This window comes from Streptomyces sp. NPDC048436, from assembly GCF_043200355.1.
Classification (GTDB): domain Bacteria; phylum Actinomycetota; class Actinomycetes; order Streptomycetales; family Streptomycetaceae; genus Streptomyces.
In genome coordinates this window covers 265,366-278,817 of record NZ_JBICXP010000004.1, presented here as the reverse complement: position 1 = coordinate 278,817, position 13,452 = coordinate 265,366, and the positions used below count along the sequence as shown (strand labels likewise).

Genomic DNA, 13,452 nt, shown 5'->3' with positions numbered 1-13,452 from the left:
CACAAGCAACTTGCATGTAATACCAAGGAGAGGTAGCAGCCATGGACTGGCGTCACAACGCCGTTTGCCGCGAGGAAGACCCCGAGCTCTTCTTCCCCATCGGCAACACCGGTCCTGCGCTGCTGCAGATCGAGGAAGCCAAGGCCGTCTGCCGCCGCTGCCCCGTCATGGAGCAGTGCCTGCAGTGGGCGCTCGAGTCCGGCCAGGACTCCGGCGTCTGGGGTGGCCTCAGCGAGGACGAGCGCCGCGCAATGAAGCGCCGCGCCGCTCGCAACCGTGCACGCCAGGCAAGCGCCTGACGCTCACGCCCCCTACGAGCCTTAGCCCGGCGGCGCGTACAGCGAGTACGCATCTCCCGCCCCCGAGCCGCAGCCGCGCAGTACCCCCGATGCGCAACGCAACGTGAGCAGTGAGCCCCGGACCACTTCGGTCCGGGGCTCACTGCTTTCTGTATGCCGTGTGTTTCCGTATGCCGTGCGCTTCGGTACGCCGTGTGCGGGCGCTACTTGTCGCCGCGTACCGGGATGTCGAGGATGACCTGCGTGCCGCGCTCCGGGGCCCGCACCATGTCGAACGTGCCGCCCATCTCGCCCTCGACCAGCGTGCGGACGATCTGCAGGCCGAGATTGCCCGAGCGGTGCGGATCGAAGCCCTCGGGCAGGCCGACGCCGTCGTCCTGAACCGTGATCAGAAGGCGGGCCTCCTTGGTGGTGCCGCCGCGCACAGCGGAGACCTCGACCTTTCCGGTGTCGCCTTCCTGGAAGCCGTGCTCCAGCGCGTTCTGCAGCACCTCCGTCAGGACCATCGACAGCGGGGTGGCCACCTCGGCATCCAGGATGCCGAAGCGCCCGGTGCGCCGGCCGGTCACCTTCCCGGGTGAGATCTCGGCGACCATCGCGAGGACACGGTCGGCGATCTCGTCGAACTCCACCCGCTCGTCCAGGTTCTGGGAGAGCGTCTCGTGCACGATGGCGATGGAGCCCACACGGCGTACGGCCTCTTCGAGGGCCTCGCGCCCGGTGGCCGAGTCGATGCGGCGTGCCTGGAGGCGAAGGAGGGCCGCCACCGTCTGGAGATTGTTCTTCACCCGGTGATGGATCTCCCGAATGGTCGCGTCCTTGGTGATCAACTCGCGCTCGCGGCGGCGCAGTTCGGTGACGTCGCGCAGGAGTACGAGCGAGCCGATGCGCGGGCCCTTCGGCTTGAGCGGGATGGCACGGAGCTGAATCACTCCGTCGCCGCCCTCGATCTCGAACTCGCGGGGCGCCCAGCCGCTTGCGACCTTGGCGAGCGCCTCGTCCACCGGGCCGCGGGACGGGGCGAGTTCGGCGGTCGCCGTACCGAGGTGAAGGCCGACCAGGTCGGCGGCGAGGCCGAGGCGGTGGTACGCGGAGAGCGCGTTCGGTGACGCGTACTGGACGATGCCGTCGGCGTCGAGGCGCAGCAGACCGTCGCCCACGCGCGGGGAGGCGTCCATGTCGACCTGCTGGCCCGGGAACGGGAACGACCCGGCGGCGATCATCTGGGCCAGGTCGGAAGCCGACTGAAGGTAGGTCAGTTCCAGCCGCGAGGGAGTGCGCACCGTGAGGAGGTTGGTGTTGCGGGCGATGACACCCAGGACGCGCCCTTCCCTGCGTACGGGGATGGACTCGACCCGCACCGGGACCTCCTCGCGCCACTCGGGGTCGCCCTCGCGCACGATGCGGCCCTCGTCCAGGGCGGCGTCGAGCAGCGGGCGGCGACCGCGCGGGACGAGGTGGCCGACCATGTCGTCCTGGTAGGAGGTGGGGCCGGTGTTCGGCCGCATCTGCGCCACGGAGACATAGCGGGTGCCGTCGCGTGTGGGGACCCACAGCACGAGGTCGGCGAAGGAGAGGTCGGAGAGCAGCTGCCACTCCGAGACCAGCAGGTGCAGCCACTCGAGATCGGAGTCACCGAGAGCGGTGTGCTGGCGTACGAGGTCGTTCATGGAGGGCACGTGTGCGAGCGTACCTGGCACGTCCGGTGGGCCCGCTCGGGGAGATTCCCGACGAGCCGCGGCGCCAGGGTGGGACCCTCAGCCCACCCACGGCACCGCAGCCCTTCAGGAACACCGACCACCGGAATGTGCGGTACCGGACGGTCGATCGGAGGATCCGACACGGTCAGGGCAGAGAGTGCCGGTTCCTCGGTCCGCTCTCCTGTGCGGGAAGAGCGGATGCTTTACCCACGCATTGTGGACTAGACCATTCACTTGTGTCTACGCGTGGGGAGATGTTTGTTGATGTCTCTTTCTGCCTTATACCCCGGGCCAGACCCGCATGGCCAGCTCCGCGACTGCTTCGAGCTCCTGCCGGGTCGCGCCGTCGCGGGACTGCTGGGACATGCCCTGCAGCACGGCTCCGGTGTAGCGGGCCAGGGCGGGGGCGTCGGTGCCGGCGGGGAGCTCGCCCGCGGCGACGGCTGCCCTTATGCGGGACTCGATGGAGCTGATGTTGGCGTTGCGCCGCTCGCGCAGACCGGCTTCGACCTCCGGCGTCGTGCAGTTCGTCGCGGCACAGATGACGAGGCAGCCGTGGGGGTGACCGGCTTCCGTGTACTTGTCCGCCGCCTCGTACAGCATGCGCGCGACTCCGCCGCGGACGGTGGACTCCTCCGTGAAGGCCCGCTCGCCGAAGGAGCCGTGCGTCTGCCCGTACAGCACCACGACCTCCTCGAACAGTGACCGCTTGTCACCGAAGGCCGCGTACATGCTGGGGGCGCCGATGCCCATGGCCCGGGTGAGATCCGTGACCGAGGTGGCCTCGTACCCCTGCTCCCAGAAGGTGCGGAGCGCCTGCTCCAGCGCGGTCTCGCGGTCGAAGGAGCGGGGGCGTCCACGTTGTTTCGTCGCCATGGGGTGAATTCTATAGCGGACACTAGAAAAACGGTGCAGGCTCGGCTACGGTTCTTTCTGTAGCGACCGCTAGAGATATATCCAGAGGAAGAGGGGGCGGCTCTCATGGGCGCGCTTGCAGGGAAGCTCGCGGGGAAGACGGCACTGGTCACGGGCGGCAGCCGCGGTATCGGGCGGGGCATCGCCGAGCGGCTCGGGCGGGACGGCGCACGGGTCGCCGTGCACTACGGCAGCAATGAGGCAGCCGCGAAGGAAACGGTCGCGGCGATCGAGGCGGCGGGCGGCTCCGCCTTCGAGATCGGGGTCGAGCTCGGGGTGCCGGGCGACGCCCAGGCGTTGTGGGAGGCGTTCGACGCGCACGCGGACGGCGTGGACATCCTGGTGAACAACGCGGGGATCGGCACATCCCGGCCGTTCGCCGATGCCGACGAGGCGGAGTACGACCGGCTGTTCGCGGTGAACGCGAAGGCGCCGTTCTTCATCACTCAGCTCGGCGAGCGGCGGCTGCGGGACAGCGGGCGGATCATCAACATCTCGTCGGGCCTCTCGCAGGCCGCGGTCATGCCGGAGATCATGACGTACGCGATGACCAAGGGCGCCCTGGACGTGTTCACGCGCAACCTCTCCAAGGTGCTCGGCTCCCGCGGCATCACGGTCAACTCCGTCGCACCGGGCATCGTGGACACGGACGTCAACGCGGCGTGGCTGCGCGGCGACGAGAACAAGGAGGCGCGGGCGGGGGCGGCGGCGCTTTCGGCACTCGGCCGCGTCGGCACCCCGGCGGACATAGCCGACGCGGTGGCGTTCCTCGCTTCGGACGACGGGCGGTGGATCACGGGGCAGTGGATAGACGCGACGGGAGGTTCGCTGGCGTAGGCCTGTTCGACGGGCGGAGGTGGGGTGGAGAGTCGAGCATGGGACACGGGAAGTTCGTGCTGCCGGGGTCCGGGAACCTGGGGCCGCGGCGGGTCAGCTCTGCTAGATTGGTCTATACCACATAGTCCCCCGTGGGTCCCCCCGGACCCGTGAGCCCCCTCTCCAGATCGGCAGGCCCAGCGTGGAAGTTGTCATCGTCCCGGACGCCAAGGCAGGCGGCGAGCTCATCGCGGAGGCCATGGCCGCCTTGGTGCGCCGTAAGCCTGACGCCCTGCTCGGTGTCGCCACCGGTTCCACCCCGCTGCCCATCTACGAAGCCCTGGCCGCCAAGGTCGGCTCCGGTGCCGTGGATGCCTCGCGGGCCCGGATCTGCCAGCTCGACGAGTACGTCGGGCTGCCCGCCGGGCATCCCGAGTCCTATCGCTCCGTGGTGCTGCGCGAGGTCGTCGAGCCGCTGGGGCTCAGCGAGAAGTCCTTCATGGGGCCCGACGGCAGCGCGGAGGACGTGCAAGCGGCGTGCGAGGCGTACGACCAGGCGCTCGCGGACGCCGGGGGTGTGGATCTCCAGCTGCTCGGGATCGGCACGGACGGGCACATCGGATTCAACGAGCCGTGCTCCTCGCTTGCCTCGCGTACGAGGATCAAGACGCTGACGAACCAGACGCGGGTGGACAACGCGCGGTTCTTCGACGGGGACATCGAGCAGGTGCCGCATCACGTGATCACCCAGGGCATCGGGACGATCCTGGAGGCCAGGCACCTGGTGCTGCTCGCCACGGGTGAGGGCAAGGCGGACGCGGTGGCCGCGACGGTGGAAGGGCCGGTGGCCGCGGTGGTCCCGGCTTCGGCTCTGCAGCTGCACCGGCATGCGACGGTCGTCGTGGACGAGGCGGCTGCGTCCAAGCTGAAACTTGGGGAGTACTTCAGGGCCACGTACGCGGCGAAGCCGGCCTGGCAGGGTATCTAGATCTGGCATTGCTGGAAGGTGCCGGGCGCCCCCCTGCTGGGGCGTTCCGGCACCTTTCTGTTTGCAGCCACACCTGCGAGTGCGCGGGGGCTGGGCGCGCAGTTCCCCGCGCCCCTACGGGCGCCCCGAAGGGGCATGCCCTAGATCCCCGCGATGGCCTCCGCCGCCGCCACGCCGCAGACCCTCGCAGCGCCATGCGTCGCGATGTGTACGGAACCCCTCGGTGGGGACTGGGGGACGCCCATCTCGACGACGATCGTGTCTGGGCGGGCCGAGAGCAGCACGTCCAGGGCCTCTGCCATCCATGCGTGACGGTGGGCGTCGCGGACCACGGCCACCACCCGCCGCTCCCCCGCCTCCGCGAGGGCGAGCGCACCCGCGTCCAAGCCGGTGAAGCTGCCCGTCTCAGTGCCCGGGAGCAGCCGCCGCAGCTCCGCGGCCACGCCCCACGGGGTTTCGTCGCCCACCGCGATGTTGGCAAGCGGCGTGAAGGCGGCGACGTACGGAGCTTCGGTCAGGGGAGCCGCGTAGGACTCGCCCCGGGTGACCGTCAGGGCGCGGCGGGCCGCGACCAGGCCGATCTCGGTGCCGGGCGCGCCCCCCGAACGATCGGCCGCGCCCGACACCGAAGTCCAGTGGGCCAGGGCCCGCACGCGCGTGGCCGCGTCGGCGAGGCGCTCCTCGGAGAGCTCGCCCGTGCGGACGGCCGCGACCAACGCGTCACGCAGGCGCAGGACCGTGTCGTCGTCGGCGAGGCCGCCGCCCACGCAGATCGCGTCGGCGCCCGCGGCGATGGCGAGGACGCTGCCGCGCTCGATGCCGTACGTGGCGGAGATGGCCTGCATCTCCATGCCGTCCGTGACGATCAGGCCGTCGTAGTTCAGTTCCTCGCGCAGGATGCCCGTCAGGATGCGGTGCGACAGTGTCGCCGGGTACTCCGGGTCCAGCGACGGCACCAGGATGTGCGCGCTCATCACGGCCCGCGTGCCCGCGGCGATCGCGGCGCGGAACGGCGCGAGGTCACGCGCCCGGAGCACCTCGGGGTCCACCCCGATGCGCGGCACGTCATGGTGCGAGTCGACCGCGGTGTCGCCGTGCCCCGGGAAGTGCTTGGTGCAGGCGGCGACGCCCGCGGACTGCAGGCCTTCGACGTACGCGGCGGTGTGCCGCGCCACCAGGAGCGGGTCCGCGCCGAAGGAACGTACGCCGATGACGGGGTTGTCCGGGTTGGAGTTGACGTCGGCGGACGGCGCCCAGTTGAGGTTGACGCCGCACGCGGCGAGCCGGCGGCCCAGCTCGGCGGCCACGTCACGGGTCAGCGCCGTGTCGTCGACCGCGCCGAGCGCGTGGTTGCCCGGGAAGGAGGACCCTGAGCGCACCTCAAGGCGGGTGACGTCGCCGCCCTCCTCGTCGATGGCGACCAGGACGTCGTCGCACTCGGCGCGCAACTGGGCTGTCAGTGCGGCCAGTTGTTCGGGCGAGGCGATGTTGCGGCCGAAGAGGCCGACCGAGGCGAGGCCCTCACCGATCCGGCGCAGCAGCCAGTCCGGCGCGCTGGTCCCGACGAAGCCTGGCTGCAGGACGGTCAGGGCGTCGCGGGTGAGAGTGTCGGTGGGGCTGGTGAGTGTCGTCATATGCGGGTTATCCCTTCACGGCACCGTCGGTCAGACCGCTGACGGCCCTGCGCTGCAGGAAGACGAAGAGGACCAGGATCGGGATGGCGAAGAGCGAGGCGGCGGCCATGGTGGCACCCCAGTCGTCGCCGTAGACGCTCTGGAAACCGGAGAGCCACACCGGCAGTGTCTTGGCCTCCGCCTCCTTGTTGAGGACAAGGACGAGCGGGAATTCGTTCCAGGCGGTGATGAAGCCGAAGAGCGAGGTCGACATCAGACCCGGCGCGAGCAGCGGCAGGATCACCCGGCGGAACGCCTGCATCCGCGAACAGCCGTCCACCATCGCCGACTCCTCCAGCTCGCGCGGCACCGCGGCGACGAAGCCGCGCAGCGTCAGGAGTGTGAAGGGCAGGATCATCACCATGTAGAAGAGGGTGAGCGGTACGAGGCTGTTCAGCATGTCGGCGTCGCGCACGATGATGTAGATCGCGATGACCATGACTTCCCAGGGCGCCATCTGGGCCAGCATGAAGCCGATGATGAAGCCCTTGCGGCCCTTGAAGCGCATCCGGGCGAGCGCGAACGCCGACGCGAGGCCGATGATCAGCGAGAAGAGCACGGCGAGCACCGTGACGGTCAGGGAGTTGCCGACCATCGTCCAGAAGTGGTCAGCCGCCACGGCCGTCTTGAAGTGCTCGAACGTCGCGTCGGTCGGGAACCAGACCGGGTCCTCGCTGATGATGTCGCCGGTCGGCTTGAAGGCCGTGGCGAACATCCAGTAGACCGGGAAGACGAAGCCGATGAAGAGTACGACGGCCACGGCGTTGGGCCAGATGCGGCGGAGCCGCCGAGACGAAGCGGTGCGCGTCACAGCTCGTCCTCCTCTTGCTTGAGCACGATCCGCAGGTAGAACGAGGTCAGGGCCAGCAGGATTACGATGGTGAGCAGCGCGATCGCCGCACCCATGCCGAAGTGCTGGTTGCCCATGCCCTCGATGTACGCGTAGACGGGCAGGATCTCGGTGAGCCGGTCGGGGCCACCCTCGTTGAGCGCGAAGACCTGCGCGAACGCCTTGAAGACCCAGATGACCTCGAGGAACGTCGTCGCGTAGAGGAAGGGCTTCAGGTACGGCAGCGTGACGTTCGTGAACCGCTTCCAGGCGCCGGCGCCGTCCAGCGACGCGGCTTCGTAGAGCTCCTTGGGGATCGTCGTCGTCGCGGCGTACAGATTGATCGCCACGAAGGGAATCGACTGCCAGACGATCAGGACGATGACCACGAAGAACGTGGAGTACTGGCTGCCCATCCAGTCGTACTCGGCCATCGAGTGCCAGCCGGCCTTGTCCAGGACCCAGTTGACGACACCGAAGCGCTGGGCGAACAGCCACTGGTAGACGGTCGTCGCCGCGATGATCGGCATCGCCCAGGCGAGCACGAGCCCGACCAGGAGGAGCGTTCGCATCCGCTTGCCGAGCCGCGCGAGCAGCAGGCCCACCAGCGTGCCGATCACCATGATCAGTACGACGTTGACCGCGGTGAACGCGATCGAGCGTCCTGTGACCCGCCAGAAATCCTCGCCGCTGAGGACCTCCTTGAAGTTGTCGATCCCGTTCCACTCCGTGAGGTGCAGGATGAACTGCCTCATGTTGAGGTTCTGGAACGACAGGACCGCGTTGCTGACCAGCGGCCAGCCGAGGAACACCAGGGTGGCCGCCACCGCGGGAAGCAGCAGCAAGTAGGGACCGAGCGACCGGGCCCGCTCGCGGGGCCTGCCCGGATCCTTCGGCCGACTGTCCGATTTCAGATCCTCCGTCGGGCCGGAGGGCGGCCGTTCGGTCTGCACGGTCATGCTCGCCATCTCTTTCGTGGGCATCGCGGAACGCAGCGCTTTCGTGGGCATCGCGGAACGCGGCGCTGAGCCGGGGCAGCGGGCCCGGGGGCGGATGACACCCCGGGCCCGAAGTCCCCGGCGAAAGCGCGTCCTTACTGCTTCTGCGACAGGCGCTTGTTGAACTCGCCCTCGACCTGCTTGGCGGCGTCGGCGTTCGACTTACCGTTCAGCACCGCGGTCATGTAGTTCTTGATCGGGTTCGGCGGGTTCTCCACCGCGGCCCACTCCGGGATCAGCGGGGTCGTGCCGCCGCCGGAGGTGGCGGGGGCCATGGCCTCGGCGGCCGGGTTGCCCTTGAGCTGGGCCTCCAGAGACTGCTTGTTCGGGATGACGCCGCCTTCCTTGGCGAGCGAACCCTCGAACTTGTCGTTCAGCGCGATCTTCAGGAACTCCTTGGCGAGCTCCTGCTTCTTGCTGGTCGCGGCGACGGCGAGGTTCGAGCCGCCGAGGAAGACACCCTCGGGCTTGGCGGCCGTGGCGCCGGGGATCGTGAAGTAACCGATGTCCTTCTCGATCTTCGGGTTGGCCTTGATCGCGGTCGCGGCCTCCCAGCTCATCCCGACGAAGGCGCCGGTCTTGCCCTTGGCGAAGACCTCGGCCTGCTGCGGGGTGGCCTCGTCCTTGTTCTTGGGGGCCTTGGAGAGGTCCGCGAACTGCTTGTACGTCTTCATGGCCTTGGCGACCTTGGGGTCGGCCAGGTTGGAGACGTACTTGTCGCCGTCCTTCTTGACCAGCTCGGCGCCCTCACCGATGGTCAGGCCGACGAAGTGGTACCAGTTCTGGCCGGGCAGGTAGATCGGCTCGGCGTCCGTCTTGGACCCGATCTGCTTGAGGTCCTTGAGGAACTCGGCGCGGGTCTTGGGGGTGTCCTTGATGCCGGCGTCGGCCCAGACCTTCTTGTTGTAGATCACGACGCGGTTCAGGACGAACCACGGGGCGGCGTACTGCTTGCCGTCCACGACCGAGGACTTGTTGATCGACTCGGTCCAGTCGGCGCCGAGCCCTTCCTTGAGGTCACTGAGGTCGGCCAGGCCACCCGTCTTGGCGTACGCCGCGGTCTGGGTGTTGCCAATCTCGAAGACGTCCGGAGGGTTCTCCTCGGAGAGTGCCGTGGTCAGCTTCTGCTGGATGCCGTTCCACTGCTGGACTTCGATCTTGAGCTTGGCGCCGGTCTTCTTCTCGAAGGCGGCCTTGACGTCCTTGGTCCAGCCGTCGGGCGTGGAGCCGTCCATCGCCCAGAGCGTCAGGGTCTCCCCCTTGAAGCCGTCCGCTCCGGCCTTCTTGTCGTCGCTGTCGTCGCTGCCACAGGCCGCGATCGAGACCAACATGCCCGCGACACCAATGGCCGCTATGAGCTTGCGCTTCACGTCACCCTCCTCAAGGGATGCCAGTCAACCCCCCACCCGCAGCGACCAATAGGACCGAGATCTGCCCGTGGGACTGGAACCTGGTCTTTAATGGTGTAGACCAGTACGGGGAGCTTGGCCTAGACCTTTAGGGGTGTCAAGGGTGTATAAGAAGGGCTGTCAGGTCCGTTATCGGACCGACACCTGAGCGGGCACGGTCCCCTCAGCCCGGTACGTGCCACCATGTGAGCCGCGACAGACGGAGGAGCCGGTGACGGCAGCAGCACAGGAGCCGGGAAGGCAGAGCATGGGCACCGAGGCAGGCAGTCCAGAGACCGACGCGGGCGCGGCCCCGAGCGTCGGCCGCACCGCGCGCGTGCCCAAGTACTACCGCCTGAAGCGGCACTTGCTCGACATGACGGAGACCCTGCCGCCCGGCACCCCGGTCCCGCCGGAGCGCACGCTCGCCGCCGAGTTCGACACGTCGCGTACGACGGTGCGCCAGGCCCTCCAGGAGCTGGTCGTCGAGGGCCGCCTGGAGCGGATCCAGGGCAAGGGCACTTTCGTGGCCAAGCCGAAGGTCTCCCAGGCCCTCCAACTCACCTCGTACACCGAGGACATGCGGGCCCAGGGCCTCGAACCCACCTCACAGCTCCTGGACATCGGCTACATCACCGCCGACGACACCCTCGCCGGCCTCCTCGACATCAGCACGGGCGGCCGGGTCCTGCGGATCGAGCGCCTGCGCCTCGCCAACGGCGAGGCGATGGCCATCGAGACGACGCACCTCTCGGCCAAGCGCTTCCCGGCCCTGCGCCGCTCCCTGGTGAAGTACACCTCGCTCTACACCGCACTCGCCGAGGTGTACGACGTCCATCTCGCAGAGGCCGAGGAGACCATCGAGACCTCGCTGGCCACCCCGCGCGAGGCGGGACTGCTCGGCACGGACGTGGGCCTGCCGATGCTGCTCCTGTCGCGGCACTCCCTGGACGGCGGCGGCCAGCCGGTGGAGTGGGTGCGTTCGGTGTACCGAGGGGACCGCTACAAATTCGTGGCCCGCCTCAAGCGCCCCACGGACTGACCCGCCACCCAACGGACCCTCCCGGGGGTCTGGCGCGGATCACCCCACTGCTCTACGTTCCTCCCGTCATCGCATGATGAACGGGAGGATGGCCCGGTGCGCACAGCGAACCCCCGAACCATCGTCATCTGGACCCTCGTCGCGCTGGTGGGCGCCGCGGGCTGGACCGTGCTCGCGCTCTCGCGGGACGAAGAGGTGTCCGCCGCCTGGATGGTGGCCGCGGCCCTCGGCTCGTACGCCATCGCCTATCGCTTCTACTCCAAGTTCATCGTCGAACGCGTACTGAAGGTCGACAAGAAGAGGGCCACTCCGGCCGAGCGCCTGAACAACGGCATCGACTTCCACCCGACCGACCGCCGTGTCCTGCTCGGCCACCACTTCGCGGCGATCGCGGGCGCGGGCCCCCTGGTGGGACCCGTACTGGCCGCGCAGATGGGGTACTTGCCGGGCACGATCTGGATCATCGTCGGCGTGATCTTCGCGGGCGCCGTCCAGGACATGGTCGTCCTCTTCTTCTCCACACGGCGTGACGGCAAGTCGCTCGGCCAGATGGCGCGCGAGGAGATCGGCCCCTTCGGCGGGGCCGCCGCACTGCTCGCCGCGTTCGCCATCATGATCATCCTGCTCGGGGTGCTCGCCCTCGTCATCGTCAACGCGCTCGCGGACTCGCCGTGGGGCACCTTCTCCATCGCGATGACCATTCCGATCGCGCTGTTCATGGGCTTCTACCTGCGGATCCTGCGTCCTGGCCGGGTCAGCGAGGTCTCCCTCATCGGCATCGCGCTGCTGCTCCTCGCGCTCGTCGCCGGGCGCTGGGTCGCCGAGTCGTCCCTCGCGGACACCTTCACGCTCGCGCCCTCGACGCTGGTCATCTGGCTGGTGGCGTACGGATTCATCGCCTCGATCCTGCCTGTGTGGATGCTGCTCGCGCCGCGCGACTACCTCTCCACCTTCATGAAGATCGGCACGATCCTGCTCCTCGCGCTCGGCGTCGTCATCACGCTGCCGACTCTGAAGATGGACCCGGTGACCGACTTCGCCTCGCGCGGCGACGGGCCCGTCTTCGCGGGATCGCTCTTCCCGTTCGTCTTCATCACCATCGCCTGCGGGGCCCTCTCCGGCTTCCACGCGCTGATCTCCTCGGGCACGACGCCGAAGATGATCCAGAAGGAGACGCAGATCCGGATGATCGGCTACGGCTCCATGCTGATGGAGTCGGCCGTCGCGATCATGGCGCTCGTCGCGGCGAGCATCATCGACCCGGGGCTCTACTTCGCGATGAACGCACCCGCGGGCGTCATCGGGGACAACGTCCAGGCCGCGTCCCAGGCCGTGGCCGGGTTCGGGTACTCCATCTCGCCCGAGGACCTGGCGCAGGCCGCCAAGAACGTCGAGGAGTCCTCGCTGCTCTCGCGCACCGGCGGGGCGCCCACGCTCGCGATCGGTGTCTCCGAGATCTTCTCGAAGGTCACCGGCGGCTCCATGCGGGCCTTCTGGTACCACTTCGCGATCATGTTTGAGGCGCTGTTCATCCTGACCGCGCTCGACGCGGGCACGCGCGTGGGCCGCTTCATGCTGCAGGACATGCTCGGGAACGTCTACAAGCCCTTCAAGAAGGTGAGCTGGAAGCCGGGGCTCGTCATCACCAGCGCGGTAGTGACCGGTCTATGGGGTTACTTCCTGTGGGTAGGTGTTCATGAGCCGCTCGGTGGGATCAACCAGCTCTTCCCGATCTTCGGCATCGCCAACCAGCTCCTCGCGGCGGTCGCGCTCGCCGTCTGCACGACCCTCCTGGTGAAGTCCGGGCGCCTCAAGTGGGCCTGGATCACCGGGGTTCCGCTGGCCTGGGACGCGACGGTGACGCTGACCGCGAGCTGGCAGAAGGTGTTCTCCGCCGATCCTCGCGTGGGCTTCTTCCAGCAGCGCTCCAACTACCAGGACGCCATCGACGCGGGCAAGGTACTGCCGCCCGCCAAGTCCATGGAGGACATGCACACCGTGGTCACCAACTCCACGGTGGACGGTGTCCTTTCGGCCGCGCTCGCACTGCTCATCGTCATCGTGATCGCGGACGCGGCACGGATCTGCGTGAAGCACGTACGCGACCCACGGTCGTCGAGGCTGAGCGAGGCGGAGTACGTGGAGTCGAAGCTGATCGAACCCGCCGGCCTCATCCCGACCCAGGAGGAGAAGGCGGAGAAGGCGGAGAAGGCGGCGAGCACGTCGTGACGTGGGTGCTGCGAGGGCTGCGCTGGGTGCGTTGGTACGCGCGGGAGTTGACCGATGAATCCGCGTACGACCGGTATGTGGAGCACACGCGGACAACGCATCCTGAGGCATCTACCCCTTCCCGGCGGGAGTTCGAGCGAATGCGGACGGACCAGCAGGAGTCAGACCCCCGGCGGGGCTTCCGTTGCTGCTGAGCAGGCGCATTGATACGTCCGGTATCCGGACGGGGGTTCCATAGATCAACGCTCTCGCTTAGATTTCCCGCACGTTAAAGGTGGGATAAGCGAGGGAGCGGAGCCGCGAAGTGTCAGATGCGCCTGAAGTGAGCAGACCGGTGGTCACGCCGGTCCGCGTGGTCATTGCCCTCTGTCTGGTCGCGCCGTTCGTGGCGATGCTCTGGGTGGGTTCCTACGCGAAGGTCGATCCGACCTTCATAGGCATCCCGTTCTTCTACTGGTACCAGATGCTGTGGGTGCTCATCTCCACCGTGCTGACGATGATCGCGTACAAGCTGTGGCAGCGTGACCAGCGCGCCCGCAAGACCGAGCAGGTCCAGGGGGGTGCGGCCAAGTGAA

General features: G+C 68.2%; 13 protein-coding genes. 7 read left to right on the top strand and 6 right to left on the bottom strand.

Going from position 1 to position 13,452, the window contains the following annotated elements; all coding sequences use genetic code 11:
* Positions 1 to 41 precede the first annotated feature (41 nt).
* Positions 42 to 299, top strand: a complete 258-nt coding sequence (locus ACGFX9_RS16120) for a WhiB family transcriptional regulator (RefSeq protein WP_016639615.1) — start codon at positions 42 to 44, stop codon at positions 297 to 299.
* A 203-nt stretch (positions 300 to 502) separates the two neighbouring features.
* Here ACGFX9_RS16120 and ACGFX9_RS16115 read toward each other — a convergent pair whose 3' ends face one another.
* Both ACGFX9_RS16115 and ACGFX9_RS16110 read right to left on the bottom strand, forming a co-directional pair.
* On the bottom strand, positions 503 to 1,969 hold the full coding sequence (locus ACGFX9_RS16115) for a sensor histidine kinase (protein ID WP_393472449.1): 1,467 nt from the start codon (positions 1,967 to 1,969) through the stop codon (positions 503 to 505).
* A gap of 309 nt (positions 1,970 to 2,278) precedes the next feature.
* A complete protein-coding gene (locus tag ACGFX9_RS16110) occupies positions 2,279 to 2,875 on the bottom strand; it encodes a TetR/AcrR family transcriptional regulator (protein WP_393471251.1) in 597 nt (198 codons plus the stop codon).
* A gap of 105 nt (positions 2,876 to 2,980) precedes the next feature.
* Here ACGFX9_RS16110 and ACGFX9_RS16105 point away from each other — a divergent pair, with 105 nt between their 5' ends.
* Complete coding sequence (locus ACGFX9_RS16105) at positions 2,981 to 3,751, top strand: SDR family oxidoreductase (RefSeq protein ID WP_393471248.1); 771 nt, start codon at positions 2,981 to 2,983, stop codon at positions 3,749 to 3,751.
* 181 nt (positions 3,752 to 3,932) lie between these two features.
* Positions 3,933 to 4,718: a glucosamine-6-phosphate deaminase gene (nagB, locus tag ACGFX9_RS16100; RefSeq protein WP_393471245.1), complete on the top strand. Its 786-nt coding sequence runs from the start codon at positions 3,933 to 3,935 to the stop codon at positions 4,716 to 4,718.
* A gap of 140 nt (positions 4,719 to 4,858) precedes the next feature.
* Here nagB and ACGFX9_RS16095 read toward each other — a convergent pair whose 3' ends face one another.
* The 4 genes from ACGFX9_RS16095 to ACGFX9_RS16080 form a co-directional block, all read right to left on the bottom strand.
* Positions 4,859 to 6,352, bottom strand: a complete 1,494-nt coding sequence (locus ACGFX9_RS16095; RefSeq protein WP_393471242.1) for a glycoside hydrolase family 3 protein — start codon at positions 6,350 to 6,352, stop codon at positions 4,859 to 4,861.
* 7 nt (positions 6,353 to 6,359) lie between these two features.
* Positions 6,360 to 7,166: a carbohydrate ABC transporter permease gene (locus tag ACGFX9_RS16090; protein ID WP_393472446.1), complete on the bottom strand. Its 807-nt coding sequence runs from the start codon at positions 7,164 to 7,166 to the stop codon at positions 6,360 to 6,362.
* 32 nt (positions 7,167 to 7,198) lie between these two features.
* Positions 7,199 to 8,179 (bottom strand): carbohydrate ABC transporter permease, encoded by a 981-nt coding sequence (locus ACGFX9_RS16085; protein ID WP_393471238.1) that lies wholly within the window; start codon positions 8,177 to 8,179, stop codon positions 7,199 to 7,201.
* Between the two features lie 134 nt (positions 8,180 to 8,313).
* Positions 8,314 to 9,588: an extracellular solute-binding protein gene (locus ACGFX9_RS16080; RefSeq protein WP_393471235.1), complete on the bottom strand. Its 1,275-nt coding sequence runs from the start codon at positions 9,586 to 9,588 to the stop codon at positions 8,314 to 8,316.
* A 286-nt stretch (positions 9,589 to 9,874) separates the two neighbouring features.
* Between ACGFX9_RS16080 and ACGFX9_RS16075 the strand changes: the two genes are divergently transcribed.
* The 4 genes from ACGFX9_RS16075 to ACGFX9_RS16060 all read left to right on the top strand — a co-directional run bounded on the left by ACGFX9_RS16075 (position 9,875) and on the right by ACGFX9_RS16060 (position 13,451).
* Entirely contained in the window at positions 9,875 to 10,648 is a 774-nt protein-coding gene (locus ACGFX9_RS16075) for a GntR family transcriptional regulator (RefSeq protein WP_393472443.1), read from the top strand.
* A 96-nt stretch (positions 10,649 to 10,744) separates the two neighbouring features.
* Positions 10,745 to 12,877 carry a carbon starvation CstA family protein gene (locus ACGFX9_RS16070; protein WP_393471232.1) on the top strand — a complete coding sequence of 711 codons (2,133 nt, stop codon included), beginning with the start codon at positions 10,745 to 10,747 and terminating at the stop codon, positions 12,875 to 12,877.
* On the top strand, positions 12,874 to 13,071 hold the full coding sequence (locus ACGFX9_RS16065) for a CstA-like transporter-associated (seleno)protein (RefSeq protein ID WP_393471229.1): 198 nt from the start codon (positions 12,874 to 12,876) through the stop codon (positions 13,069 to 13,071). The genes ACGFX9_RS16070 and ACGFX9_RS16065 overlap by 4 nt, the downstream gene beginning before the upstream one ends.
* Positions 13,072 to 13,181: 110 nt before the next feature.
* The gene (locus ACGFX9_RS16060) at positions 13,182 to 13,451 is read left to right on the top strand and encodes a DUF3311 domain-containing protein (RefSeq protein ID WP_393471226.1); all 270 of its coding nucleotides are present in this window, start codon (positions 13,182 to 13,184) and stop codon (positions 13,449 to 13,451) included.
* The last annotated feature ends 1 nt before the right edge of the window (position 13,452 follow it).